The 24,915-nt window shown below is 36.4% G+C and carries 25 protein-coding genes; 1 reads left to right on the top strand and 24 read right to left on the bottom strand.

The window, feature by feature from the left end:
- Window positions 1-149: 149 nt before the first annotated feature.
- The 22 genes from NSQ59_RS06665 to NSQ59_RS06560 all read right to left on the bottom strand — a co-directional run bounded on the left by NSQ59_RS06665 (window position 150) and on the right by NSQ59_RS06560 (window position 21,474).
- A complete protein-coding gene (locus NSQ59_RS06665) occupies window positions 150-2,027 on the bottom strand; it encodes a tetratricopeptide repeat-containing glycosyltransferase family 2 protein (RefSeq protein WP_340830287.1) in 1,878 nt (625 codons plus the stop codon).
- A gap of 157 nt (window positions 2,028-2,184) precedes the next feature.
- Window positions 2,185-3,009 (bottom strand): flagellin N-terminal helical domain-containing protein, encoded by an 825-nt coding sequence (locus tag NSQ59_RS06660; protein ID WP_340830285.1) that lies wholly within the window; start codon window positions 3,007-3,009, stop codon window positions 2,185-2,187.
- 154 nt (window positions 3,010-3,163) lie between these two features.
- Window positions 3,164-3,391, bottom strand: coding sequence for a carbon storage regulator CsrA (gene csrA, locus NSQ59_RS06655; RefSeq protein WP_340830283.1), 228 nt, complete (start codon window positions 3,389-3,391; stop codon window positions 3,164-3,166).
- Window positions 3,392-3,398: 7 nt separating this feature from the next.
- Window positions 3,399-3,848, bottom strand: a complete 450-nt coding sequence (gene fliW / locus NSQ59_RS06650; protein ID WP_445669236.1) for a flagellar assembly protein FliW — start codon at window positions 3,846-3,848, stop codon at window positions 3,399-3,401.
- 8 nt (window positions 3,849-3,856) lie between these two features.
- A complete protein-coding gene (locus NSQ59_RS06645; RefSeq protein WP_340830279.1) occupies window positions 3,857-4,447 on the bottom strand; it encodes a DUF6470 family protein in 591 nt (196 codons plus the stop codon).
- 45 nt (window positions 4,448-4,492) lie between these two features.
- Window positions 4,493-5,368 carry a flagellar hook-associated protein FlgL gene (gene flgL, locus NSQ59_RS06640; RefSeq protein ID WP_055738700.1) on the bottom strand — a complete coding sequence of 292 codons (876 nt, stop codon included), beginning with the start codon at window positions 5,366-5,368 and terminating at the stop codon, window positions 4,493-4,495.
- 14 nt (window positions 5,369-5,382) lie between these two features.
- Window positions 5,383-6,993 (bottom strand): flagellar hook-associated protein FlgK, encoded by a 1,611-nt coding sequence (gene flgK, locus NSQ59_RS06635; protein WP_055738699.1) that lies wholly within the window; start codon window positions 6,991-6,993, stop codon window positions 5,383-5,385.
- Between the two features lie 32 nt (window positions 6,994-7,025).
- Window positions 7,026-7,505 carry a flagellar protein FlgN gene (locus NSQ59_RS06630; RefSeq protein WP_340830274.1) on the bottom strand — a complete coding sequence of 160 codons (480 nt, stop codon included), beginning with the start codon at window positions 7,503-7,505 and terminating at the stop codon, window positions 7,026-7,028.
- 15 nt (window positions 7,506-7,520) lie between these two features.
- Window positions 7,521-7,784: a flagellar biosynthesis anti-sigma factor FlgM gene (gene flgM, locus NSQ59_RS06625; RefSeq protein ID WP_055738697.1), complete on the bottom strand. Its 264-nt coding sequence runs from the start codon at window positions 7,782-7,784 to the stop codon at window positions 7,521-7,523.
- An 83-nt stretch (window positions 7,785-7,867) separates the two neighbouring features.
- Window positions 7,868-8,266: a TIGR03826 family flagellar region protein gene (locus NSQ59_RS06620; protein WP_055738696.1), complete on the bottom strand. Its 399-nt coding sequence runs from the start codon at window positions 8,264-8,266 to the stop codon at window positions 7,868-7,870.
- Between the two features lie 63 nt (window positions 8,267-8,329).
- The gene (locus NSQ59_RS06615) at window positions 8,330-9,031 is read right to left on the bottom strand and encodes a ComF family protein (RefSeq protein WP_340830270.1); all 702 of its coding nucleotides are present in this window, start codon (window positions 9,029-9,031) and stop codon (window positions 8,330-8,332) included.
- Window positions 9,024-10,382, bottom strand: coding sequence for a DEAD/DEAH box helicase (locus tag NSQ59_RS06610; RefSeq protein ID WP_340830268.1), 1,359 nt, complete (start codon window positions 10,380-10,382; stop codon window positions 9,024-9,026). The genes NSQ59_RS06615 and NSQ59_RS06610 overlap by 8 nt, the downstream gene beginning before the upstream one ends.
- 536 nt (window positions 10,383-10,918) lie before the next feature.
- Complete coding sequence (locus tag NSQ59_RS06605) at window positions 10,919-11,761, bottom strand: DegV family protein (protein WP_055738693.1); 843 nt, start codon at window positions 11,759-11,761, stop codon at window positions 10,919-10,921.
- A gap of 131 nt (window positions 11,762-11,892) precedes the next feature.
- Window positions 11,893-12,207 (bottom strand): hypothetical protein, encoded by a 315-nt coding sequence (locus NSQ59_RS06600; RefSeq protein WP_055738692.1) that lies wholly within the window; start codon window positions 12,205-12,207, stop codon window positions 11,893-11,895.
- A 151-nt stretch (window positions 12,208-12,358) separates the two neighbouring features.
- The gene (gene gnd / locus NSQ59_RS06595) at window positions 12,359-13,255 is read right to left on the bottom strand and encodes a phosphogluconate dehydrogenase (NAD(+)-dependent, decarboxylating) (protein ID WP_055738691.1); all 897 of its coding nucleotides are present in this window, start codon (window positions 13,253-13,255) and stop codon (window positions 12,359-12,361) included.
- Window positions 13,256-13,382: 127 nt separating this feature from the next.
- On the bottom strand, window positions 13,383-13,913 hold the full coding sequence (locus NSQ59_RS06590; RefSeq protein WP_055738690.1) for a nuclear transport factor 2 family protein: 531 nt from the start codon (window positions 13,911-13,913) through the stop codon (window positions 13,383-13,385).
- A 252-nt stretch (window positions 13,914-14,165) separates the two neighbouring features.
- Window positions 14,166-14,882, bottom strand: coding sequence for a trehalose operon repressor (gene treR / locus NSQ59_RS06585; protein WP_055738689.1), 717 nt, complete (start codon window positions 14,880-14,882; stop codon window positions 14,166-14,168).
- Between the two features lie 66 nt (window positions 14,883-14,948).
- The gene (gene treC, locus NSQ59_RS06580; protein WP_340830261.1) at window positions 14,949-16,616 is read right to left on the bottom strand and encodes an alpha,alpha-phosphotrehalase; all 1,668 of its coding nucleotides are present in this window, start codon (window positions 16,614-16,616) and stop codon (window positions 14,949-14,951) included.
- A 123-nt stretch (window positions 16,617-16,739) separates the two neighbouring features.
- Window positions 16,740-18,143 (bottom strand): PTS system trehalose-specific EIIBC component, encoded by a 1,404-nt coding sequence (gene treP, locus NSQ59_RS06575; protein ID WP_126648206.1) that lies wholly within the window; start codon window positions 18,141-18,143, stop codon window positions 16,740-16,742.
- A gap of 238 nt (window positions 18,144-18,381) precedes the next feature.
- Window positions 18,382-19,359: an HD-GYP domain-containing protein gene (locus tag NSQ59_RS06570; RefSeq protein WP_340830257.1), complete on the bottom strand. Its 978-nt coding sequence runs from the start codon at window positions 19,357-19,359 to the stop codon at window positions 18,382-18,384.
- 261 nt (window positions 19,360-19,620) lie between these two features.
- Complete coding sequence (locus NSQ59_RS06565) at window positions 19,621-20,301, bottom strand: response regulator (RefSeq protein ID WP_055738685.1); 681 nt, start codon at window positions 20,299-20,301, stop codon at window positions 19,621-19,623.
- 27 nt (window positions 20,302-20,328) lie between these two features.
- Entirely contained in the window at window positions 20,329-21,474 is a 1,146-nt protein-coding gene (locus NSQ59_RS06560) for a sensor histidine kinase (RefSeq protein WP_055738684.1), read from the bottom strand.
- Window positions 21,475-21,818: 344 nt separating this feature from the next.
- Here NSQ59_RS06560 and NSQ59_RS06555 point away from each other — a divergent pair, with 344 nt between their 5' ends.
- Window positions 21,819-22,451: a YigZ family protein gene (locus tag NSQ59_RS06555; RefSeq protein ID WP_340830250.1), complete on the top strand. Its 633-nt coding sequence runs from the start codon at window positions 21,819-21,821 to the stop codon at window positions 22,449-22,451.
- Window positions 22,452-22,679: 228 nt separating this feature from the next.
- Here NSQ59_RS06555 and NSQ59_RS06550 read toward each other — a convergent pair whose 3' ends face one another.
- Window positions 22,680-23,738 carry a glycosyltransferase family 4 protein gene (locus tag NSQ59_RS06550; RefSeq protein WP_055738682.1) on the bottom strand — a complete coding sequence of 353 codons (1,059 nt, stop codon included), beginning with the start codon at window positions 23,736-23,738 and terminating at the stop codon, window positions 22,680-22,682.
- 206 nt (window positions 23,739-23,944) lie between these two features.
- Window positions 23,945-24,676, bottom strand: coding sequence for a WecB/TagA/CpsF family glycosyltransferase (locus NSQ59_RS06545; protein WP_126648208.1), 732 nt, complete (start codon window positions 24,674-24,676; stop codon window positions 23,945-23,947).
- Window positions 24,677-24,915: the final 239 nt, after the last annotated feature.

Raw genomic sequence — 24,915 nt, 5'->3', positions numbered from 1 at the left:
TATTTAATACCAATATATAAAAGGTATTCAATAGGTATTTCAATTAATTTGAAGCTAAATCAGTTATTTTATTTCAATTTCGTTTTAGATATATACTCTTAGTTTTAAATATAATAATACTATCTCTGCCTTGGTTTCTTCATTTTTTTCTATCTGACCCATAATGAAATTGGAAATAATTTCCTTATTTCATTTTTTATAATGAATAATCCATTTTGATCATTTAATTTCTCATATGTTCGATATATTTTTTCGAATGTTATATACTCTTTCTTTAATTCTACTGCACGATTATAAAATGAAAGTGCTTCGTAAAATTGATTTTGTTTGTAACATGTATCTGCTAATAATTCGACATATTTTTTATTAGTTTGATTTTCTGTATAAAAAGCAAGTAAAAGTTCTTGTGCATTTTTAGTAAAGCCATTTTTTATTAATATGTTTGATAATTTAATCACCAAAGAAACAGTACCACTAGTTATCGTATTGAATAAATAATTAAACTCATCATCTTCACCTAAATGTATTAATTGTTCTGCAATAAATATAATAATATCTTCTAACTCTTCACTAACTTTCGCAATTTCAACTTCCTTACGATGAACAAGGTTTTTAAATAATTTCCATTCTTTATTATTCAAATTAACAAATGGTTGACATTTATGTAGTAGTTCACTTTTTTGCAAAATAAATGATAACAAAAGAATATCTCGATATTCTTCACTTTCAATGTCACCGTTTTCCCAAATTTGATATGAGCTGAGATATTTCCGTGAATAAAGATTTGAAATACCCATTACTGAATTCGATACACTAAGTTTATATAAATCTATGTACGTTTGTAATAGTGGACTCCTCATAAAGCTTAAAGCAATAATTAAATGTTTTAAATCATTAAAATTCGTCACAGGAAAAACAGTTTTTAAATTGTCTTTTATATTTTCCCAAGGTACTTTAGTTCTAATTAAAGTTTCTAAATACACTCTTAATGCTGGCATATAATATTTATTTACTTTTAATGCTTCTACTGCCATTTCAAACGCTCTTAGGTTATCCCCCAATTCTAAATAAATTTCCCCTAAGCAGGTATAGGCAAGAAAGCTACCAACTCCCTCCAATGTTTGAACAGACTCGACTTCGCCTACTTCAATACATTTTAAATATGAATTTTCAGCATCCTTTAAATAAGACATTTCTGCATAAATTCTTCCTTGTATAAAATAAAAATCAGTATAGTTGGGATAACTTTCAATGGATGCACTAACAATATCAAGTGCTTCCTCATTTTTCCCTAAAATTCGAAGACAATCTAACATATTATAGAGAAGATGATTTACATGAACTCTATTTTTTGATAATGGAAAAGCTCTTTTATATTCTTCTAAAGCTTCACTATGCTGGTTATTCATCTTGTATTGATTTCCTAAATTATATAGATTGTAGCCGCTAGGATTCCGTTCCACTTCTTCTAATAAGAGTTTTAAGTTTCTCTCATGTTTTCCTTTTTCATGATAAATCTCCTCCTTGTATCCAATATGATGCAATAAAATCTTTCCAGTATCACTTGTTAAATTTAATGACTCATCTTCAATATTTAAATGTTCATGTATTTTACCAAAATATTTTAATCCAATATTATTTTTAAAAAGCCTAACAGCTGAATGAATGATTGCAGTTCCACTTGAAGTTTCATTCTTAATCCGAACCATATAATAGTCTTTTTCATTTTTTAAAACCGTATGTAAATCAACCTTTTCATCTAACCATTCATCAGCGTCCATAATTAGAATGTAATCCATTTTTGCTTGCTGAATAGAATAGTTTCTTGCCTCTGCAAAATCATTATTCCACTTTAAAAAGAATAATTTCGCACCAAACTTTTTTGCAATATCTAATGTTTGGTCAGTTGAACCTGTATCAACAAGAATTACTTCATCTACAATGTTTTTTACACTTTGTAAACATTTTCCTAAATGCTTTGCTTCATTTTTTACAATCATGCATAAGGATATGGTATGTTTCTCCATCTAATTCACCTTTTCACTTTCTAATTCTATTTTTTATATCGACAAAATAATACATATTTTTAGGTATCTGCCTTTTAATTTAGCTTTTCAATATTTATGTCTTCTAATAATAACAAAAAAAGAACCTCCCATAAGGAAGATTCTTTTTTTATTATTATTAACGAAGTAATTGAAGTACACCTTGTGGCTGTTGATTTGCTTGTGCAAGCATAGATTGTGCAGCTTGTGTAAGGATGTTATTTTTAGTAAAGTTCATCATTTCAGAAGCCATATCAACGTCACGAATACGTGATTCAGCAGCTTGTAAGTTTTCTTGTGTTGTTCCTAGGTTGTTAATAGTGTGTTCTAAACGATTTTGAACCGCACCAAGATTTGAACGAGATTCAGATACCTTGTTAATTGCATCTTGAATTTTATCTAGAGCAGAAGCTGCACTACCATTTGTTGCATCAATTGTAAGAGTACCTTTAGCAACACCTAATGTACTTGCAGTTGCATCAACTAGAGATAAAGAAATAGTTTCTCCACTATTAGCACCTACTTGGAATTTTAATGGAGCAGAAGCTGTACCATCCAATAACTTTTTAGTGTTAAACTGAGTTTGGCTTGAAATGCTATCAATTTGATCTGATAATTGATCCATCTCAGCTTGGATTTTGGCAGCATCAGAAGCAGTAATTGTTTCGTTTGCACCTTGAGTTGCTAATTCAGCCATACGTTGAAGCATAGCATGAGTTTCGTTCAATGCACCTTCAGCTGTTTGAATTAAAGAAATTCCATCTTGAGCATTACGTTGTGCTTGACCTAATCCACGGATTTGGTTACGCATTTTTTCAGAGATTGCAAGACCAGCTGCATCATCAGATGCACGGTTGATACGGTATCCTGAAGATAGTTTTTCTGAAGATTTAGCTGCAGCATCTGCATTAGTGTTTAACATACGAGATGTATTCATTGCTGAAATATTATGATTGATAATCATTGGAAATTCCTCCTTGAATTAACAGTTCACATCCGTGTGAACATATTTTGTTTTAGTCTAAGTGATGAGCTAAGGTCGGCCGCCCTCAACTTCTCGCTTACAATAGTAATATCGACAGGTTTCGCTAAGGTTTAATAGTTTTTTAAATTTTTTTTTATTCTTTGTTTGTTTTCGAGAGAATATTTAATAAACCTTCGATTCCTTGAGCAGCATTTGTGTTTTCTAATTGGATTTCCTGGTAGATTTCTTTTCGATGAATTTCAATTTGTTTTGGAGCGTTAATACCTATTTTTACTTGATCACCTTGGATAGAAACGATTTGAATTTCAATATTTTCACCAATTTGAATGGATTCGCCTTTTTTTCTGGTTAGTACAAGCACTATTCGGTCACCCCTTTACGTTTTCTGTTTGCAGAGTAATAATTGGGTGCTTTGTTTTGTATCTGGAATCATTGAGAATCAATTGTTTTGATTGACGGTTTTTGATATTCGTAACAATTGGAGCTTGTAGATTAGCTGTTGTTTTGTTAAATGGATCATGAACGGTCAATATAACCATGACACTTACGTCTTTATCATTTTTGATATCTAATTGTTCTAATGTTTGACTATCTAATTGAATTTCATACTCTGAAAAAAACTCAAATGGACTGGTTAAAACAAAAGCAACTTCCTTCGTTTGAAGAGATTGTAAGATAGAAAATAGTTGATTTTCATTTAAAGGTAATAATATAAATTCCCTCTCATCCGGGAATCCTGGTAAACCATTTGTAAATGTTAATATGTCGTCCTTTTTAATTACTATCTCTCCATGATACTTCGTTTGCAGCTTCAATATAAACACTCCTAAATCTGATTTTCAAAATTGGATCCGATACTATTAATATTAGTAAAATCAATTTTTAAGCTTTGATATTGTTTCATACTAATGTTAACACTTCCAGGATTATACTCAATAATTGGTTTATTGACTCGAACATTAATCGAAGGCTTCTTTGTATCCCATTGAATATCAAGCTTCGATGGGTCAAAATATGTTTTTACACTCAGCGGAGAGGGAACAAGCCCAAAATTAAATTCGTGAGTAGGAAGCTTGCTATTTTCTTTCGAGATAGAGGCTATAGGATTTCCGCCATTCTCAACTCTCATTAATTGATCTCCTTCTTCCGCTCTGCGGGCAATCCCATCTAGCCAATCTTGATAACCATTTTGAGCAAATTCCTTAATTCTTTTCGAAATAGGTTTTAAGTCCATATCCGCCCATGCCTGTGACTGATCAACGGTGAATTTAGCAGGTGTACGTTCAATATGTAACTCAGCAGGCGGCTGTTGGATATCTAATCCAGCAGCTGGCTGCTCTATCGATTGAGTAGCTATTTTTGAATTCATTTGAATCATAGCAGGTTGTGATTCAAGTCTTATTTGCGGTAGTTTCACTTATTTTCACCTCTAGTAAAAAAAGCTATCCAGATAGAATAGCTTTTAACGTAAAAAGTCTAATAGTGTAGGCTGGATAATTTTCGCACCTACGCCAAGTGCAGCACGTTGTATAGAATCCTGTGTCAATAAATCGGTAATGGCTTGTTCCATGTCAACATCCTCATTCTTTGACATCATCTTTGTTACCGATACTTGTTGCTGGCCAATACGATCTTCCATAAGATCAATTCTATTACTTCGAGCTCCCACGGTAGCACGTTCATTCACAATTTGTGTATTTAGATTATTCACTTCATCAATATATTGATCAATATTAGTTGGATTATTCGATTCTAAATCCTTTGACAACTTATCTAACTTGTCGAATAAGTCTGAGGAGAACACATTGCTTGCATCGCTGTTCACCTGTATATAGACACCCTTTGATAATTCTATATTTACTGGGTTTGTATTAATAGATACAGGGGGAGTCTTTGTTAAATCTACTGGTTTTGTAGATGTATCAGTGCCATTAAAAATATATTTTTCCCCAACTTTTGTATTTGCAATATCCGCTAATTGATTGCGGAGTTGCGTAACTTCTTTTGCAACAGATGATCTTTCAGTATCTGTTAAAGTTCCATTGGAAGCTTGATTTGTTATTTCACTAATTCGCTGCATTATTTTACTTGCTTGGCTTAATGCATCATCTGTATTATCCACCCAATTATGTGCCTCAGAAAAGTTTCGTTTGAATTGTGATACTTCTTGCAAATCAGTACGAAATCCGATTCCTTTCATGGCTACTACTGGATCATCCGATGGACGCGTAATTTTCTTTTGGGATGATATTTGTTCTTGGATTTTTCCCATTTTATCATAGCTATTACTTAAATTTTTCAAAAAGTTATTAGAAAGCATAGATTGAGTTACACGCATCAACTTTTACCTCTCTATCTTCCGCCGGTTCCAAGACCGTTTATAATTTTGTCTAACATTTCATCTACAATCGTAATATTTCTTGCTGAAGCATTGTATGCCTGTTGAAATTTAATCATGTTTATCATTTCTTCATCTAATGATACTGAGCTTACTGACTGACGATTTTGATCTACAGATTGTGTCAGGCTTTGACTATTTGCTGTTAAACGATTTGCTTGCTGAGCATCAACGCCTAATTTACCTATAATAGCTTGGTAGTTTGAAGTAATCGTTCCAGAACCACTTACAGTTATAGTCGTTGGGGTAGAAAATCCTTCAAGAGTAATGGTTCCTTTTGACAAATCAAAGCTTAGTACGTTACCCAGATTTATAGCATTAGACCCGTTGCCTGTTTCAGATTCGGTTGGTGATTTTAAGGCTGTTGAGGCCGCAATCATGTCTTTTGACAAGCTAGAATTTATTTTAATTGCACCAGCTGCACCATGATAATCAGAAAGGGAGGATAAATCAAAAAAGTCATTGCCGGTTTCACCATTTTTGCCATACCCTTTTTGATGTACTTGATTAAATACAGTTCCAAATGTATAGGCTAACTGGTCGAGCTGATCTAGCATTTCTGGATAAATGCCTTTGGAATTTCCACTGTTGTCCTTATAACCATAACTTTCAATTAGCCCCCGAAGTTTCCCTTGACCAATATTTACCTGACCATTATCAAAGAAGTTTACATTTTGCGAATTATTATCTGCATCTGTAATATTTAACGAGGTAACACCATCAGCAGGCGGAAAATTCCCACTGCTTCCAGTCCCTCCTGTAATTCCCATATTTCCATAGTTTGAGCCTTTGACTAGGTAATAATCATTACCATTGGAGTCCGTAATTTTTATATCATATACTCCTTCTGCAATCGGGGAGGAATTACCGCCGCTAGATTTAGGCTCAACTTGCACATTGAAATAGTTTGAAAGTTGATCTACTAAACGATCTCGTTCATCGTACAAATCATTAGGCAAGTAGCCACTAGGCTCTACTTTTGAGATTTGTTGGTTAATTTCCCCTATTTGCTTTAGAATAGAGTTTATATCTGTAATAGATACGTCCAATTCATTTCCAATATATTGTTGATTATCTTTAATAGAATTGCTCAAGTAGTTAAAAGTTTCCGCTACTGCTTGTCCACGTTGTAGCACAACTGCTCTTGCCCCATCGTTTTCCGGACCTGTACTTAAATCCTGTAATGATTGCCAAAATTGATTCATAGCGGCGGAAAGTCCACTATCACTTGGTTCATTCAAGATATCTTCCATCTTGGATAATGCATCTGAACGAGTACTCCAATATCCTAGTTTACTATTCTCCCCACGATATTGCTGGTCTAAAAACGAATCTCGAACACGTTGAATAGAGCCAGCTTTAACTCCTGTTCCCATTTGTCCAGGTATTTGTGGACGGCTCATCCCTCCATGTGGATATGGTGACGTTGCTTCAAAATTGATTCTTTGTCTTGTATATCCAAGTGTATTCGCATTCGAAATATTTTGCCCTGTCACAAATAACGCGTTTTGTTGGGTATTCATCCCACGCTTGGCTGTTTCAAGGCCGAAAAATGTTGAAGTCATGTGTAAACCTCCATTAACATGTTTTGATCTTTTTACGCCTTCGAATCAAATGCAGTAAATGAAGGCTTTTGAGGTGCTTTGGGTTGATTTGGTCTTCCGTATGTATAGCTTTCAGGTTTTGGTTGAATCATGTCTAGTGACATGTTGACGTATTGTAATGAAAGATAGATTAGCGATTGGTTTAATTCGTTTTGTTCTTTCAATTTTTCTATGATGTTTACGATTTTTGTTTGTAAGGTTGATAGTTTTTCTTTCAATTCGATAGGTGCAGCTTCTATGCAGTCAGAAATCGTTACATCCTTCTCTGTATGTAAAAATTCCTTGGCTAATCTTTGACGTTCGACTTCCAAAGTATTAATGGCCGTGATATGTGTTTGCTCATCCTTTAATATTTGCTGGAGGCTCTCCATGTCGTTTTCCTTAATAATTGTAGTTTTTTCTAAGGATAGTTTATATAAACTTTCGTGCAGCTTACCCAACTTTTCAAGGACTTCTATTAATGGTTCTGACATGAAGGTTCCTCCTTTCTATTTTCCAAAGTAAAATTTTGATATGCCCTTTGCAACAGCTTGCGGATCAACCTTATATTGTCCGTTCTCCACTTGAATTTTGAGCTGCTCTACTTTCTTTTGGCGGTCTTTTTCTACGCTGGAAACTTGTTGGAGTTCCTTGGCCGTTGCAGATATTTCTACTTTGTCGTTTTGTTTGTTTATATTTTTTTGTTGATTTAGTTTGTTCATTTGTTGTTTATAGGGATTGATTCCGGATGTTCCGTAATTATTGATTTTCATTGTCTACGCCCCTTTCGTACGAACGTATATGCTTCTTCTTATTATATCGGAAGATTTAGCGGATGTTTTATAGTTTATTTTTCCTATTTGCTTAAATAGGTTTGATGTCTTGTATTTTCGACTTTTAGTTTTTCCGTTTCATCGAAGTGACTTAAATCTTTTTTTATTTCCGAGGTACAAGATTTGCAAAGTTTTCCCTCTTTTATAAGAGTTCCACATTTACTGCATGGGTAACCTAAGTTTGGAAAATGTGTGGTATGAAGTCGACCTTTTTTCACCCATTTATAAATAAGTTCTTCTTCTACTTGTGTTGCTTCTACGATAGTTGTGATCATAGCCGCTCTATTTTCACGTTTTCTTAAAAATTTTGATACTAGCTCATATTTTTTCTCTTCTTCTTTATAGCAATTTTCGCATACATCGCGAAGATTATTTTTCACGAATAGGTTACCGCATTTAGGGCAATTTTCTAAGCCTGCCATTTTGAATTCCTCCTGAATGACATTTTCTTTCTATTTATTATATCGGATAGATTTTTCATTTGTTTATCCTCTCGCTATTGTAAAAGAGACGACAAATTTTGCACCTGCGATTTTTAGCGTTTTGGCAGCATGTCTGATGGTAGAACCGGTCGTATAAATGTCATCGATAAGAAGAATGGTTTTACCTTTGACAGGTTTCACTGCCTGAAAAACATTTTCTATATGGATTCGTTCATGGCGAGATTTTTTCGATTGTTTTTCGGTATGTATTCGTGTAAGGGCATGGTATGGTTGGAGCTCAGCTTCCACGATAAGCGCTTCTGCTTGGCTGAAGCCTCTTTCTAATAGACGTTCTTCGCTTAGCGGAATGGGGACGATGTGGTCATAATTGAAGGATTTTGTTATTTTATAAATATCTTGTGCGAAGACCTTTGCTAAGACATAGTCTCCTCTAAATTTGAACCTGGATAATAGATCCTTGAAAAAATCATTGTATTCATATATGGAAACATTTTTTTCTAAAATGCCGCTCCATTCCGGATCCTCTTCCCAGCGAACACAGTCTAAACATAAATTATTTTGTACGAATTCAGGTGAAAGCTTATCCAGAGGTCGGCAACAATTTTCACATGTTTTCCCAGATATTTTGCTAAGTTTTTTCCTGCAATCAGTACAAAGAAAGGCTTCCTCATGCTGAAAAGAAAAAAAGCTCCATGTAATTCTTGGAACTAAATAAACAGAGCACAGCAGGCAATAATCAGCCATCAATAAGCCCCCTTTTCTTCGCCTCTTGGTTCATGCGGATAATATGTTTTTGCGCTTTGAGCATTTCCCTTGATTGCCCATAGTGAAAAAAAGTGATATTCCCAGTTGGGTAATCTACGCTTCGGCCAACTCGTCCGGAAATTTGGACAAGGGCAGCCTCGGTAAAAATTCGGTCCTCTGCCCCCACAACAGCCACATCTATATTTGGAAAGGTGACTCCTCGTTCTAGAATAGTAGTAGTTAATAGTATAGGTGTTTCCTTTGTACGCATTCTCATAACCTTTTCTTTTCGATTTTGGTCTTCGGCATGGACCGATTCGATTTTTGGATGGAGCTTTTGAAAGAGAGGTGCCGCTTTTTCCATAAGCTTAATATTGGGTAAAAAAACAAGAGCTTGTTTGTTAATTTGGAGGCGGTCGGATACCCATTTTTCCACTATCCTTGGAAGTTTGCCTTTTTCGATCGGTTTTCGCCAGTTTCCGCACCATTTAAATTGTGGGACTGGAAGAGATCGCCTGTGGAAACGAGCCGGTATAGTGACATGTGCGCGATGGCCAGACATGCATTCTTTTTGCCATTTAGTGCTTGGAGTTGCCGTTAAGTGAATTTTTGCAGATGGTTGACGTGCTGCTTTTTCGACTGCCCATTGCAAAGTTCTATCAAATGTATAGGGAAAGGCATCGACTTCATCAACAATGATGACATCGAAGGCATTTTCGAAGCGGAAAAGCTGGTGGGTGGTCGAGATGACAAGTTGTGCGTATTGGTGGCGTTCTTCACTGCCACCGTAAAGGGCTGAGATAGTAGTTGCCGGGAAAACTTTACGGAAGCGCGGGGCAAGTTCAAGTACCACATCCGTTCTTGGTGTGGCGATGCAGATACGTCGTCCGTTACGGAGTGCCTCATTGATCCCTGCAAATAGAACCTCTGTTTTTCCAGCGCCACAGACGGCCCAAACCAACATGTCGGAATTAGATTGAATTGCTTTAACAACTGCAGCTGAGGCGTGTTGTTGACCTTTTGATAACTGGCCGTCCCATTGCAAAGGATTGTCTTCTGGATCTATTTCTGGATCAGGCCCGTTCCAGCCTATTAAAGGAGTACATGTGGAAACCCGCCCCATCATAATGCAATTTCGGCAGTAAGTACAATGTTGTTTGCACCGTGCACATGGATAATTGGCAAATAGATTTTGGTTGGTGTTTCCACATCTAGTACATTTCCATTGATTTTTTTCCTTTGTGATACCGTCTTGATATGAGATGAGATTATTCTCTTCTAGCAGATCGGGAGGGATTTCACTTTGAAGCAATTTGCGGCCTGCAAGGAAGGCTTGTAATTCTGAGGACAAATGGGGGTCACTCCTTTGGAATTGTTTTTTTGGAATGTACTCAAAAAAGAATCAGATGAAATTCAGGGTGTTAGATTTTTCATTTGGAGGACATCCGTTCCGTTATCTGTGACAAAATGGCATTTTTTCCGAAGTTTGCGGACAGACGTTCCGTTATTTTGCAAAAAAGCAGGGATTTCCTTATGATTTTTGCGAATAGCGGAACGCCTGTCCTCTAACTTGATGAAAGCATGGTTTTTTACTGAAATAACGGAACCTGTGTCCGGTTAAACTAGTTTCCTAACAATTAAAGGACACAGCTTCCGTTATCTGTGACAAAATGGCATTTTTTCCGAGGTTTGCGGACAGACGTTCCGTTATTTTGCAAAAAAGCAGGGATTTCCTTATGATTTTTTGCGAATAGCGGAACGTCTGTCCTCTAACATGTTGAAAGCAAGGCTGATTACTGAAATAACGGAACCTGTGTCCACATTTGGGGCTATAATTGCCCAAATAAGCAGACGCCATTTCCCTGCTTGGAATGGCGCTTTACCATTTTATTTCAACATCCAAGTCAATCCCATCGCACCTTCGCCGATATGGGTTCCAATGACAGGACCAAAATAGCTGATGGAAAAATCAACATTTGGATATAGCTTTTCAAGTTCAGACTTCCATTCCATTGCTTCTTCTTCACGATTTGCGTGAATGATAGACGCTTTTAATGGGATTCCTTTAGCAGCATCTTCACCTAGTAATTCGGCAATTCGATTCATCGCTTTTTTCCTTGTTCGGATTTTTTCAAAAGGGACGATGACTTTATCGACAAAGTGAAGAAGTGGCTTTATTTTTAATAGGCTACCAATCATCGCTTGGGCACTGGACAAACGGCCTCCGCGTTGTAGGTGGGAAAGATCATCGGCCATAAAATAAGCTCGTGTAGATGCTTTTAGCTCATTAAGTCTTAGGAGAATTTCCTCGGGAGATTTTCCTTCTAATGCAAGCTTTGCCGCATCAATTGCATAGAACCCCTGTGCCATACAGCTTATTTCGGAATCATAAGGGTAGACTTTGACGCCCTCCACCATTGTGCCTGCAGTGACAGCACCTTGATAGGTCCCGCTGATTCCGCTCGACAAATGAATGCTAATGATGGCATCGTGGTCTTTAGCTAGTTTTTCAAATAGTTCTATGAATTTCCCAGTTGAAGGCTGAGAGGAGGTTGGAAGCTTGTCTAATTGCTTTACTTCTTCATAAAATTGATCTGCAAATAAATCTACTTCCTCCTCATACGTTTCCCCTTTCATTATGACACTAAGCGGAATCATATGAATGTTTAGTTCTTCTCGAATTTCTTTTGGGATATATGCAGTACTGTCTGTGACAATGGCAGTTTTCATTTTAAACTCATCCTTAAAAGTATTTGCTACCATTTTATAAAAATTGTTCCAATAAATCTAGATAAAGTTGGATTTTTGATTGATCTAGAGGTTTTCTGCGAAGTTTATTTTATTGAAAAACAAAGAGGATATTAAAATAGGTTATCTTGAATTTTTTCGACTTTATTTACTTTTCTTTCAAGCTTTTGCTGCTTTTCATAAAAAAGGTCTAGGTCATATTTATGACTTTGACAAATTGATTGGATTGAATCAAGCTTTCTATGCACGTCCTTAAAGCCAGTTTCCATCTCCGATTTCATGCCCTTTACTTCCGTTTCAAGGGTTTCAAATCTTTTGTCCATTGCATCAAATCTTTTATCCATTTCATCAAATCTTTTGTCAATCACGTCAAATTTTTTGTTCATCTCTCCCAATAAAGACATTATCTCTTTTATTTCGTTTTCCATTTTTATTCACCTCCTTGTAATTGATTCTATCCTATTATTTCTAATGAAGTCTAGTCCATATAATTGGTTTTTCCTAGCAAATCAATAGATGAAAACGGAAAAATCACTTAAAAAAAACACAAAAACAGGCGAAAATCTCCGCCTGCTTCTATTATTTTTCTACTACGGCATGTCCGCCAAATTCATTACGTAAAGCTGCAACGACTTTACCTGTAAAAGTATCATCCTCTAGTGAACGATATCTCATCATCAAGGATAACGCGATAACTGGTGCTGCGGTTTGGAAGTCTAATGCTGCTTCAACCGTCCATTTTCCTTCACCGGAAGAATGCATAACACCTTTGATTTTATCTAGCTTCGCATCTTTCGAGAAGGCATTTTCCATAAGCTCCATTAACCAAGAACGGATAACGGAACCGTTGTTCCATACGGTAGAAACTTTCTCGTATTCGTAGTCAAATGGGCTTTTTTCCAGAATTTCGAAGCCTTCTGCGATTGCTGCCATCATACCGTATTCAATTCCGTTATGTACCATTTTCAAGAAATGTCCGCTGCCCGCTTTTCCGGTATATAGATAACCTTTTTCAACAGAAATATCTTTAAAAACATTTTCCACTTGGTCAAATGCTTCCTTATCTCCACCGATCATCGTACATGCTCCGTGACGTGCACCTTCTACACCGCCGCTTGTTCCGCAATCAAGGAAATATACGCCTTTTTCTTTACTTTCATCATAGCGGCGAAGCGAATCTTTATAATGCGCATTTCCACCGTCAATAACGATATCTTTTTCATCTAATAATGGTAAAAGTTCTTGAAAAACTTGTTCTGTAATATCCCCCGCTGGAACCATCAGCCAAATCTTGCGAGGACGGTCAAGCTTTGCAACAAGTTCTTTAAGAGTTACTGCACCTTGTGCACCTTCATTAGAAATATTTTGAACCGCCTCTTTATTTACATCAAATGCACATACTTGATATCCTTTTTCCATTAGGTTTAAGGAAAGCTGGTATCCCATTTTCCCTAATCCAACCATACCGATTTGCATTGTAACTGCCACCCTTCAAATATTTTTTCACAATAACTTCATTATAGAAGAAAAAAATTTCCTCGTAAACATTTATATACCGGATGCTGCTTATAGGATTCCCTTTATTATAAGTATGGTTTCCTAATTACTTTGTTTGCATTACCATAATAGAAGTCAGTTTCCACTGTCCGTTTTCTTTATGATAAGTGTTCACTTGTCTGCTTGTTTTTACAACCTTTTCCCCTTTTGAAGCAACAGTTGTTTTTAATGCTATATAAACATTTGCACTATTGGGCTTGTACCCGATTACGGTGATTTTAGTCGGCTCCATTTTGACATCCATTGTGTCAAAAACTTTTTTCGTATAAGCTTTTTCCTCGTCATATTTAAAGGATGTTGGATTTTTTGAAATGGTGGCCATGTACGCATCTAAATTTTTCTCATTAAAGGCTTTAATGTACTGATCTGTGACCGCAAGCAACGCTTTTTTCTCTGCTTCCGGGACGTTTTGGTCCTCTTTTAAAGATGGTTTTGTTGTATTGCCGGTAACCTCTTGGTTAGGTGATTCCGTTTGTTTATCCGATGCTTTCTTGTTCGTTGGGCTATCATTGTTACTGCATGCCCCTAATAAAAATACGCCTATGATGAAAAGGCCAATTAATTTAGTCCACTTCATTAGTATGTATACCTCCTATGGATCAATACCTTCATTTTATTGATTTTAGACGTTTAATACAAATGGAAAACACGTATAATGGGAATTTTGCTAGTTTTTTTGTTAAGGGATTGTGAAGTTTTAGGAGCAGTGTTTGTGTATTTGTCAAACCAATTTGACGAATAAAAATTAAATGGACCGAATGGACTGGGAATAGACCGATTTAGTCATTTATAACTAAAAAAAGCACCTGCCCGGCAAGGCAAATGCTTCCTACTGTCCGCGCCGCGCGAAGTCGACAAATTTAAATTTATCGAGGCGGTGGCGTGATTCCGTATATTGAAAAAGACTTGTATCCTCTAGATAAACATAGTTTTTAACAACGACAACATGCTCATAGTTTTTTAAATCTAAGTATTTCCGATCTTCCTCAGTTGGTTCATCGACTGAAATTTCTTTTTTCGCGAAGCTAATGGTAAGGCCGAGTTCTCCCTCAATGTATTCATATATGGAGCCTTCACATATTTCTTTCGTCAAGGATGGCACTGTTTTTTTCAAAATAAAATCCTTATCAAGGATAATCCGTTCATGCTCCAATTCCCTGGCACGAACAAGCTTCCATACACTGTCTTTACTCGAAATATGCAACTGCTTTTGGATGTAGTCGTCCGGTTTAATATCTTCCAACTCATAGACAATGGTCCGCCATGGCTTCCCGGTTTTCTGGGCAATTTCCTTAAAGCTTACAAGCCCGGAAACCGGAAAATCAAAACGGCCAACATCTAAAACAAAGGATCCTTTACCTTTGATCTTTTGAATATAACCATTTTGTGAAAGTAAATTTAACGCCTTGCGAATCGTTTCGCGGGAGGTATCATATTTTTCAACTAGTTCATTTTCGGATAAAAGTTTCTCATTTGGCTTTAGCTTGCCTGATTGGATTTGTTCTACAATTTCCTCGTAGATAGATAAGAACTTGTTTACTCTCATGCTGAGAATCCTTTCAAAATATCGTTTTCTCTATTCTACCGATATTTTACGGGCTCTACAATCACTCTATTTTTTTAAGTGAAAAACAATGGATTCATAGGGTCTTAAGATTATTGTTTGAACATTATTTTCGGAATCCGCGTAATTTGAAAGAAGAATCTCACTTGAATAACCGGACAGATCTTTTGGACACTCAAAACTTGTTTCGTTTCCGTAAAAATTATTCACTACCAACAGTTTTTCATTTTCTCCATTTCGGATATAAGCAAATATTTCAGGATGATCCTCTAAAAGTAATTCATAATCTCCATCTGTGATAATATCAAATTCCTTACGGAGTTGGATGAGTTTTTGATAATGGTAAAAAACAGAATTTTGATCCTGTATGGCATTCTCAACATTTAATGTCTTGTAATTTTGCGCTACTTTTATCCAAGGTGTCCCTGAGGTAAAACCAGCGTTTTCACTGGAATCCCATTGAACAGGTGTCCGCGAATTATCACGGGATTTTTGTCTTAAAATCTCCAGTACTTCCTCTTCGCTTAAACCTTGTTCCAGCATCAAACGATACATATTATGTGATTCTACATCACGATAATCTTCGATGGATTCAAAATTCGGATTCGTCATCCCAATTTCTTCCCCTTGATAAATATAAGGGGTTCCTTGCATCAAGTGAATGGCAGTCGCGAGCATTTTTGCGGATTCCGTTAAATATTCACGGTCATTTCCATAGCGGCTCACAATTCGCGGCTGGTCATGATTACACCAAAATAAAGCATTCCATCCTCCGCCTTTGTTCATTTCTACCTGCCACTTTGATAAAATTCTTTTTAAGGATAGAAAGTCAAAATCAGCGTTCGACCACTTTTCACCGTTGGCATAATCCACTTTTAAATGGTGAAAATGAAAGGTCATGCTTAATTCTTTTTCCTCTGGATTGGTGTATTTAATACAATTGTCTATTGTTGTGGAAGACATTTCTCCCACTGTCATAGCATCATATTTTGAAAAAACCTCACGATTCATTTCTTTCAAAAATTCGTGGACTCGCGGGCCGTCCGTGTAAAACTTACGCCCATCTCCTGTTTGGTCATCCGGGAAACGCTGATCCTTTGAAATTACATTAATTACATCTAACCGGAAGCCATCTACACCTTTTTGAAACCAGAAGTGCATCATATCATAGACTTTTTTCCGCAGCTCCTCGTTCTCCCAATTTAAATCAGCTTGGGATACATCGTAGAGATGCAAATAATATTGGCCAGTTTGTTCATCAAGCTTCCATGCTGATCCGCCAAATTTTGATTCCCAGTTCGTTGGCTCACTTCCATTAGGTTTCGCATCTTTCCATATATAATAATCACGATATGGATTGTCTTTAGAGGATCTGGCCTGCTTGAACCATTCATGCTCTGTCGATGTATGATTCACTACAATATCCATGATAATTTTGATATCACGCTGATGTGCCTCTTGTAAAAGCTGTTCAAAATCCTCCATCGTTCCAAATTCATCATAGATTTTATAATAGTCACTGATATCATACCCATTATCACGTTGTGGAGATTGATAGATTGGGGTCAACCAAATAACATCAATCCCAAGCTTTTTTAAATAATCTAGCTTTCTTATTACTCCTTGAATATCCCCCAAACCGTTCCCGGTTGTATCATAAAAACTTTTCGGATAGATTTGATATACTGCTGCTTTTTTCCACCATGGTTGTGTCATCTTATATCACCACTTCTTATTTGTTTATTTGAAATTCGATGAGGACTACTCGTTTTTCTGCAGTCCCCTTTACAAAAAGCAAGACACGATACCTCTTCACTCCTGGTATCGTCCCTTGTATCATTATTTATCTTTTCTCATTTTACCGATGACCAATGTTAAGACGAACGGAACAACAATTGCGATTGCCATCCCGATAAAGAATGGTCCCCAGTTTTGAGCTCTGATTGATAAAAATGCTGGTAAACCGCCGACACCTACTGAAGGTGCGAGAACATGATTAATCGTTATGAACATGCCTGCGATTGCGGACCCAATGATTGCTGAGATAAAAGCGAATCGGAATCGTAAGTTTACTCCGAACATGGCTGGCTCGGTAATTCCAAGGTATGCAGAAACTGCGGAAGTTAAGGATAGTCCTTTTATCTTTTCATCGCGTGTTGCGAACATCATCCCAAGTGCAGCTGAACCTTGCGCAATATTAGATAGTGCTACCATTGGCCATAAGAAGGTTGTACCAGTGCTTCCGATTAGTTGCAAATCAACTGCAAGGAAAGTGTGATGCATACCTGTGATAACAAGCGGCGCGTAAAGTAAACCATAGATTAAACCGCCAAGTGCAGGTGCTGCATGGAAAATAGCAACGACTGCGTGAGTAATTGCATTAGCTATAGCAAATGTAACTGGTCCGATTACGATAAAGGATAAAAATCCAGTAACTAGTAAAGCAATGGGTGCTACAAGTAAAAGCTGGAATGCATCTGGAATGCGCTTTTTCAAAAACACCTCAATTTTTGCTAATACCCAGGAAGCAACCAGAACTGGTAAAACTTGACCTTGATAACCGATTTTGTCAATATGAAGTCCAAATAAGTTCCATTGCGGAATTTTTTCTGTCGAACCATATGCCCAAGCATTTAATAGATCCGGATGGACAAGCATTAATCCAAGGACAATACCAAGTAATGAGTTTCCCCCAAATTTCTTTACGGCAGACCAACCGATTAATGCTGGTAAAAAGGTAAATGCTGTGTTCGCAATTAAGTTGATAATGCTAGCGAAATCCGCCCATTGTGGATATACGTCCACAAGTGATTTTTTATCAAAGAAAATTCCTTGTCCTGTTAAAATATTATTGATCCCCATTAACAAACCAGCTGTCACAATTGCAGGTAAAATAGGAATAAATATATCCGCTAGTGTTTTAATTGCTCGTTGTAATGGATTAAGTTTTTTAGCGGCTGCATCTTTAATTTCCTGCTTTGTTGCATGACCGATTCCAGTTAAATCCACCAATTCATTGTAAACTTTATCTACTGTACCTTGACCAATCACAACTTGAAATTGACCATTAGCAGAAAATGATCCTTTTACAAGGTCAATGTTTTCTAATTCTTCCTTATTCACTTTTCCCTCATCTACTAAGGCAAAACGTAAGCGAGTCACGCAGTGTGTAGCCGCTGTGATGTTTTCCTTGCCACCAACTGCTTGTACAATTTTCTCTGCAGCTTCTCTATTGGTCGACATATTCTCCCCATCCTTCTGATACCGTTTACATTAACGAGTATTTTTTTAGTCTCCTTTAATATATGGAGACGTTTTCATTTTTGGTAAAAAACTATGAATCTATAAAACTATTTACGAACCTGTATATACAAGATGATCCTTATGCCCTAATCATATCTTGTATATACAAGTGTGTCAATGAATTTTTTTAAATAATAAAAAAAAACACCCCATGCAATGTCGCATAGGGTACAAAGTTTCAATTCAATATCTCACTAATTAGAACAGACAATTCTTCACTTAAATCTATTTCCATACCAGTATTTTTCACACGTACTATCGGGCGGTGAAGATTGTTTTGAATTCGAGTCACAATCGCTTCTTGCCGGTTGCTTAGACGAATTCTTGTTCCGGGTATGTAGGAAGGGATGCTATCAATAAAAGCTTGTACAATTTTTTCATTAAAATCGATTCCGTTTTTCGCCATGATTATTTCTAGCGCTACATGCGGCAATGCTTCGCCACTTGAAATAAGATGTTCATACAGATTGGCAACAGCACAAATTTGTGGGAAATCCAGAATTTCAGAGCCTGAAAGTTTACGCGGATAGCCAGTACCATCAAACCTTTCATGATGCTGATAAGCAACATGTGCAGATAGTAAGCTGATTTCGCGATTTTTTCGAATGATTTCAAATCCTTTTTCGGGATGGAGCGTTGTATCATCTGTTACCATTTTTCCAATATCATGAAGCATCGTCCCCATGGCAAGGTCGCGTTGCTGTGAATTGGTGTATCCTAGTTGTTTAGAAGTTTGCAGAGCAAGTAATGTTACATTGACAGCATGGGCATATGGTTTTAACTCTTCTGTAACAGACGAGGAAGGAATCAAATAGATCGTTTTTCTTCGAATCACTTCAAAGATAATTTTGTTGATAGCTACTTGTAAAGCAAAAACGTTCAATAGTTTGTTCTGTTTTGCTAAATCATGAGCTTTTTTCACTTCGTCAATCGCATCCATCCAAGTTGGCATATCGACCAATTCATCCATTGAAATCCCGTGGGACTCAGCATCTTCCACTATTAAGGTGGAAATATTCATTTGCTTGATCCGTTCTAAATATATCGGATGAATCGTTCGTCCAGCAGCGAGTAAAATTCGTTTTTGTCGATCATAAATGGGCCTTGCAAGCTGCATCGTTGTATGATCATATTCTTCTATTTGGATAAAACGCATATCTTAAATACCCTCTTTATGGCTAATAATGAATTTAGATAATATTATAGGCTTCAAATGAAGAAACGTATATGTGGGAATGTAGTTTGATTAAAAGTGCATTGTTTTTTAAAACATTCATTTTTGGTACAACTTTTAGGTCTTCCCATATAGTATCGGCAAAATAGAGAATTTTTTTAGTTCTTTATTCAGAGAGCTCGGAGATTTTAATTAATGAGCCAAAACAAAAGAAAAACCCTCTCCAAAAGGAGAAGGTCCTTCTTAGCGTACTTCGACCCAGCCGTTTTTGATCGCTGTTACTACTGCTTGAGTTCGGTCGTTTGCGCTCATCTTTTGTAAAATATTTGATACATGGTTTTTGACTGTTTTTTCACTTATGTACAAAGCTTCCCCGATGACACGATTGCTTTTTCCATCAGCTAAAAGCTGTAAAACTTCGCATTCACGTGGTGTTAGTAAATGAAGTGGTCTTACTACCTCAGGCTGTTGATAGCCTTTTCCAGTATTTTGTCTGTTTGCTAGGCGACGGTATTCAGTCACTAAATTATGCGTGATTTTTGGATGTAGATAGGATCCACCGTCTGCTACTACCTTCACCGCTTCAATTAGCGCATCGGAATCCATTTCTTTTAATAGATATCCTGTTGCACCTGTTTTTAAAGCATGTGTAACATAGTTTTCGTCGTCGTGGATGGATAATATTATTACCTTTGTATCCGGATATGTTTCCACTAATAGTCTAGTTGCTTCAATTCCGTTTTTGTTTGGCATATTTATATCCATGAGGACTACATCCGGTTTATGCTGCTCAATAATTTTTAGAGCAGCATCTCCATCGTCCCCTTCTGCAACGATTTCGAAAGATTTTTCAAATTCTAATATACGTTTAACACCTTCGCGAAATAATTGGTGATCATCAATTATGGCAATTTTCGTTGTCATTTGCCTCGGCCTCCTTTGTCCCATTCATCAATCTTCTATCGGTACTTGAATTGTTACAATTGTGCCTAATCCTTGTTTGGAATCGATGGTAATATTTCCATTGAGCAGTTCAATTCTTTCCTTCATGCCGACAATACCGAATGAGCCTTCTTTCTTTGCTCTTACATCGAACCCTTTTCCGTTGTCTTTTATAATGACGACAATGCGTTCTTTCTGCATTTCAAGCTTTACTTGAATCACAGAACATTCCGCATGCTTTAAGGCATTTTGAACAGATTCTTGAACCAGTCTAAACAATGCTACTTCGTAATTCGAATGGAGCCTTACTTCCTCACCAAAATTAAAAAATTGAATATGAGGTGCCCCATTGTTATATTCTTCGGTTCTAGCTAAATATTTTCTGAGGGTAGGCACTAAACCTAAATCATCAAGTGCCATTGGTCGTAAATCGTAGATGATGCGACGGACTTCATATAATGAAGATCTTACCATCCGTTTTAAATCGGATACTTCATTAATCGCTTCCTGCGCACCTCTTTCCCGATAAATTTTTTCAATTAGATCAGATCTAATTAACATATTGGCAAGCATTTGTGCAGGACCGTCATGAATTTCTCTCGAAAGGCGTTTCCGCTCTTCCTCTTGTGCTTCTATTACCTTTAAGCCGAAATCCTGCCTCTCCTTTGCATCCTCTAATGCACTGCCAATCTGCTTCAGATCTCTGGTTAAATAATTCAATACTACACTTGTCTGCGAGACTAAATGGTCTGCCCGCTCAATTGTTTCCTGAAGATTTATCAGCCGTCTTTCCAGTTCATCGCGCCTTTTGCGCAGATTTTTCTCTAACTCCCGATTCATCGAGAGCTTCATTTGGAGATTGTGGGCCACTTCGTATGCATTCCGAACTTGCTCTTCTGTGTAATCACGGAAATTAAGACTTACTTCAGAAAGTCGGCGCCTTGAATAGCGTGTCTTTACTTCCAATTCATCGCCTTCCTCGATTACCTTTCCAACCATTATCTTAATCTCTTTCAGCTCACTCGTAATAGAGTCAAAGTCTTGACGGCACTGCTCACCTATTTGAAAAATCTCAGACTTACTGTTATCAACGGTCGAAATCATTTTCTCCAGAATATCATCGAGAGCCTTCGTATCAATTTTTTTTAAAGACATCTGACATTCCTCCAGGGTCATCTCCCTTTGGGATAAAATTATTTTAACTCGATTTGAATCAATATACTATTTGGAATCATTGGTAAAATAAAATTAGGAAAATGATACTAAAAGTTTTTTAAGTCTTATGACCTAGTACTATGTTCTATGTATAATATTCGAGCATCTCACTAATTTTCCCTGCAAGTTTACAAGACTCATAAAGAATTTATACTTATTATATCAAAACTAATTATCTCAAAATATATTTGTTTTATTACATTTTGTTTAGCATTATTGCAACATTTTGGAGAAAGCATCCTTTTTTTGCTACCATATATGTAGAAAGTTTCGGAGGTATCTATATGTTAAAGCAGTATTTTACAATAAAAGAATTCGGCAGTCATGAAATTATCATTCAAAAATCCAGATTTATTGCCCACGTTAACCGAGCCGTAACAGAGAAAGACGCCCAGGACTTTATCCAGGAAATCAGAAAGAAGCATTGGGATGCCAACCATAATTGCTCCGCATACATGATTGGCCAACATAATGAAATCCAAAAAGCAAATGATGACGGTGAACCGAGCGGCACAGCAGGAGTTCCAATCCTAGAGGTCCTCAAAAAACGAGACTTAAAAGATACTGTTGTCGTCGTTACACGTTATTTTGGAGGAATCAAGCTCGGAGCTGGCGGACTTATTCGTGCTTACGGAAAATCTACCTCAGAAGGAATTAATGCAGTTGGAGTTGTAGAACGCAAACTAATGAAAATTGTGCACACCAAGATTGACTATACATGGCTTGGAAAGGTAGAAAATGAGCTTCGTTCCTCTGTGTATGAGATAAAGGAAATTCATTATGTGGATAATGTCGAAATAGAAACATTTGTCGAAGAGGAACAGGTTGGGAAATTTACGGAATGGATGATTGAAATGACGAATGGGCAAGCGGAGATTTTGGAGGGTGAAGTGTTGTATTTAGAAAAGGATATGTAAAAACAAATGCGCAAGCGCCGCAGCTCTAGCGTACGGATTTCGTAGTCTTCGACTGAGATAAAGGAAACACAGCGAGGTAGTTCACGAGCTGATGTTGACTTATCGTAGGGAGGAGACGGAGAAATCCGCTAGCCGATAGGCGCTGAAGCTAGACGTAGGCAACTTTTCAAAAAAGTTATCCACAGGGTTAAATTATATAATTTCCTAGACTAAAGTAAAACGGATCTATTAAGGATCCGTTTTCTTTGTTGATTTCATTATATTCAGTAATGGTTTGTAATTTTTACCAACTAGTTCAATGCTTTCCACAAAAATTTCAATAGCAATTAATAAAACAGCCACTAATATGATGGATCCCCACATCGTTGACATAGAGAAAATAATTGCGGCTAAGCCAAACATAGCAGCTATAGCATAAATAATTAACACTGTTTGTCGATGGGAAAATCCAAGACGCAATAAGCAGTGATGCAAATGGGATTTATCCGCGCCAAATATATATTGTTTATTTGCAAATCGACGAACCAGTGCAAAGAAAGTATCAGACAAAGGTACCCCAAGAATAATAACTGGTATGACCAAGGAAATAAAAGTAATATTTTTAAATCCAAGCAGTGATAATACAGAAATCATATATCCAAGATAAAGGGCTCCTGTATCTCCCATGAAAATCTTCGCCGGATGAAAATTAAAAAGTAAAAATCCTAGTGTACTTGCCAACAGTATAGCTCCTAATGTTGCAGCAAAAAAGTTTCCCATTAAGACGGCCATTCCTGATATTGTAATTAAAGCGATGCTGGAAACTCCAGCAGCAAGACCATCTAAACCATCAATTAAATTAATCGCATTAGTAACTCCCACAATCCAAATAATAGTTAACGGAATGGTAAAGATGCCAAATTCTAATTGTCCTCCAAATGGTAAATTGATGAAATCAATTTCTATCCCACCTAAAACAACAACAATTGCTGCTACCACTTGTCCAGCTAATTTCAATTTAGGACTTAATTCGTATTTATCGTCCAAAATACCAGTTATGATAATGATTAAACTTCCTAAAATAATGGATAAAACAGATACTTTGCTGTCAGTTGGTCTCAAAATTAAAAACCCAATAATAAAACTAATAAATATGGCTAACCCACCCATAAGCGGCATTGCTTTCTGATGAACTTTTCGTTTATTAGGAAGATCTGTAACACCGTATTTAAGGGCAAGTCTTTTTACGAAAGGAGTTATTATTAAAGAACTAATAAAACATATAAACATCGTTATATATAATAACATTTACATCCTCCTTATACTCACAAGACCCCTTATTATAATAATAAATGGATAATTGTCGTATAACCCGTATATAATAAATGTTGTGTTTCTTATAGTCGAAATTTGTAATCAAATGAATTATATCACATGACTTTGATTAATTATAGAATATTTTTTGTTTCGAGAAATACTTTCTTTTACCATATGCATTTGCATTTATTTCATTACTATCCACGTTGCTTTTGAAATATGACTTTGACTAAAAAATGTGGGATGACAAGCATTCTTCGCCATCTTGATGGTTGCTTTATTAAACGATAAAGCCACTCCAGATTTAATTTTTGCCAAGTTTTTGGAGCACGTTTGACCACACCGGCAATCACGTCAAAGCTGCCTCCAACTCCCATAAATACACCTTTTTGAAAAGAGTCGAGATGTTCAGCAATCCATTGCTCTTGTTTTGGTACTCCTAATGCAACAAAGATAAGGTCAGGCTCAGTCGATTTAATTTCTTCTTCTATATTATTATCATTCCAATCAAAGAAACCATTATGTGAGCCAACTATTTCTACTTGTGGATATCGTTCATGTACATTCTTCAATAATAATTGTAAGACAGACTCTGCTGCACCTAAAAAATAAACGCGATGCCGTTTTTGATTTGCAATTTCTAACAAATCCAGCATCATGTCGGTTCCGGATACCCTTCCTGGTAATGGTTGGTTTAATATTTTAGAGGCAATGACAATGCCTATACCATCAGCGGTAATATAATCTGCCTTCTTAAGATAACCTTCATACCCTTTATCATTTAAAGCTCGCATTACAATTTCTGGGTTAGCGGTTACCACAAAAGTTTTTTTATTCTCTTTAATTTGTCCCTCCAGCAAATCAATAAACGAATGATGGTTGGAGTGTATAATTGGAATACCTAATACATTGAAAAATCTTTGTTTCATTCTTTATCGTTCACCCCTGAGATGAGTGCCATTCATGATTTTGAGTATACTAGAATTGGAACACTTCGTCTAAACATTCCTTAAGTAAATAAATACTTAGACATTACTTTAATGTGTCAATCTTAAAATACTCTTAAAAATTACAAAAAGCCAAATTTTATCTTTTGCTGTGCTTTCGACTATTTTCTACCTAATAACATACCAAAAGTAAAACCATTATACTAGCAACTTTTTCTTAC

Origin of the sequence: Margalitia sp. FSL K6-0131, assembly GCF_038008735.1 — a bacterium.
Classification (GTDB): domain Bacteria; phylum Bacillota; class Bacilli; order Bacillales; family Bacillaceae_C; genus Margalitia; species Margalitia shackletonii.
This window is presented reverse-complemented; position numbering and strand designations above follow the sequence as displayed.

Excerpts from the sequence above, each read along its gene's own strand:
- treR (WP_055738689.1), bottom strand. The coding sequence starts at position 14,882 with ATGAGAGTAAACAAGTTCTTATCTATCTACGAGGAAATTGTAGAACAA.
- NSQ59_RS06555 (WP_340830250.1), top strand. The coding sequence starts at position 21,819 with ATGTTAAAGCAGTATTTTACAATAAAAGAATTCGGCAGTCATGAAATT.
- NSQ59_RS06560 (WP_055738684.1), bottom strand. The coding sequence starts at position 21,474 with ATGTCTTTAAAAAAAATTGATACGAAGGCTCTCGATGATATTCTGGAG.
- NSQ59_RS06630 (WP_340830274.1), bottom strand. The coding sequence starts at position 7,505 with ATGTCAGAACCATTAATAGAAGTCCTTGAAAAGTTGGGTAAGCTGCAC.
- treP (WP_126648206.1), bottom strand. The coding sequence starts at position 18,143 with ATGTCGACCAATAGAGAAGCTGCAGAGAAAATTGTACAAGCAGTTGGT.
- NSQ59_RS06550 (WP_055738682.1), bottom strand. The coding sequence starts at position 23,738 with ATGTTATTATATATAACGATGTTTATATGTTTTATTAGTTCTTTAATA.
- NSQ59_RS06590 (WP_055738690.1), bottom strand. The coding sequence starts at position 13,913 with ATGAAGTGGACTAAATTAATTGGCCTTTTCATCATAGGCGTATTTTTA.
- flgM (WP_055738697.1), bottom strand. The coding sequence starts at position 7,784 with ATGAAAATCAATAATTACGGAACATCCGGAATCAATCCCTATAAACAA.
- NSQ59_RS06600 (WP_055738692.1), bottom strand. The coding sequence starts at position 12,207 with ATGGAAAACGAAATAAAAGAGATAATGTCTTTATTGGGAGAGATGAAC.
- NSQ59_RS06565 (WP_055738685.1), bottom strand. The coding sequence starts at position 20,301 with ATGACAACGAAAATTGCCATAATTGATGATCACCAATTATTTCGCGAA.
- NSQ59_RS06660 (WP_340830285.1), bottom strand. The coding sequence starts at position 3,009 with ATGATTATCAATCATAATATTTCAGCAATGAATACATCTCGTATGTTA.
- gnd (WP_055738691.1), bottom strand. The coding sequence starts at position 13,255 with ATGCAAATCGGTATGGTTGGATTAGGGAAAATGGGATACCAGCTTTCC.
- NSQ59_RS06615 (WP_340830270.1), bottom strand. The coding sequence starts at position 9,031 with ATGGCTGATTATTGCCTGCTGTGCTCTGTTTATTTAGTTCCAAGAATT.
- NSQ59_RS06570 (WP_340830257.1), bottom strand. The coding sequence starts at position 19,359 with ATGCGTTTTATCCAAATAGAAGAATATGATCATACAACGATGCAGCTT.
- treC (WP_340830261.1), bottom strand. The coding sequence starts at position 16,616 with ATGACACAACCATGGTGGAAAAAAGCAGCAGTATATCAAATCTATCCG.
- NSQ59_RS06665 (WP_340830287.1), bottom strand. The coding sequence starts at position 2,027 with ATGGAGAAACATACCATATCCTTATGCATGATTGTAAAAAATGAAGCA.
- NSQ59_RS06605 (WP_055738693.1), bottom strand. The coding sequence starts at position 11,761 with ATGAAAACTGCCATTGTCACAGACAGTACTGCATATATCCCAAAAGAA.
- flgL (WP_055738700.1), bottom strand. The coding sequence starts at position 5,368 with ATGCGTGTAACTCAATCTATGCTTTCTAATAACTTTTTGAAAAATTTA.
- NSQ59_RS06620 (WP_055738696.1), bottom strand. The coding sequence starts at position 8,266 with ATGGCAGGCTTAGAAAATTGCCCTAAATGCGGTAACCTATTCGTGAAA.
- flgK (WP_055738699.1), bottom strand. The coding sequence starts at position 6,993 with ATGACTTCAACATTTTTCGGCCTTGAAACAGCCAAGCGTGGGATGAAT.
- NSQ59_RS06545 (WP_126648208.1), bottom strand. The coding sequence starts at position 24,676 with ATGAAACAAAGATTTTTCAATGTATTAGGTATTCCAATTATACACTCC.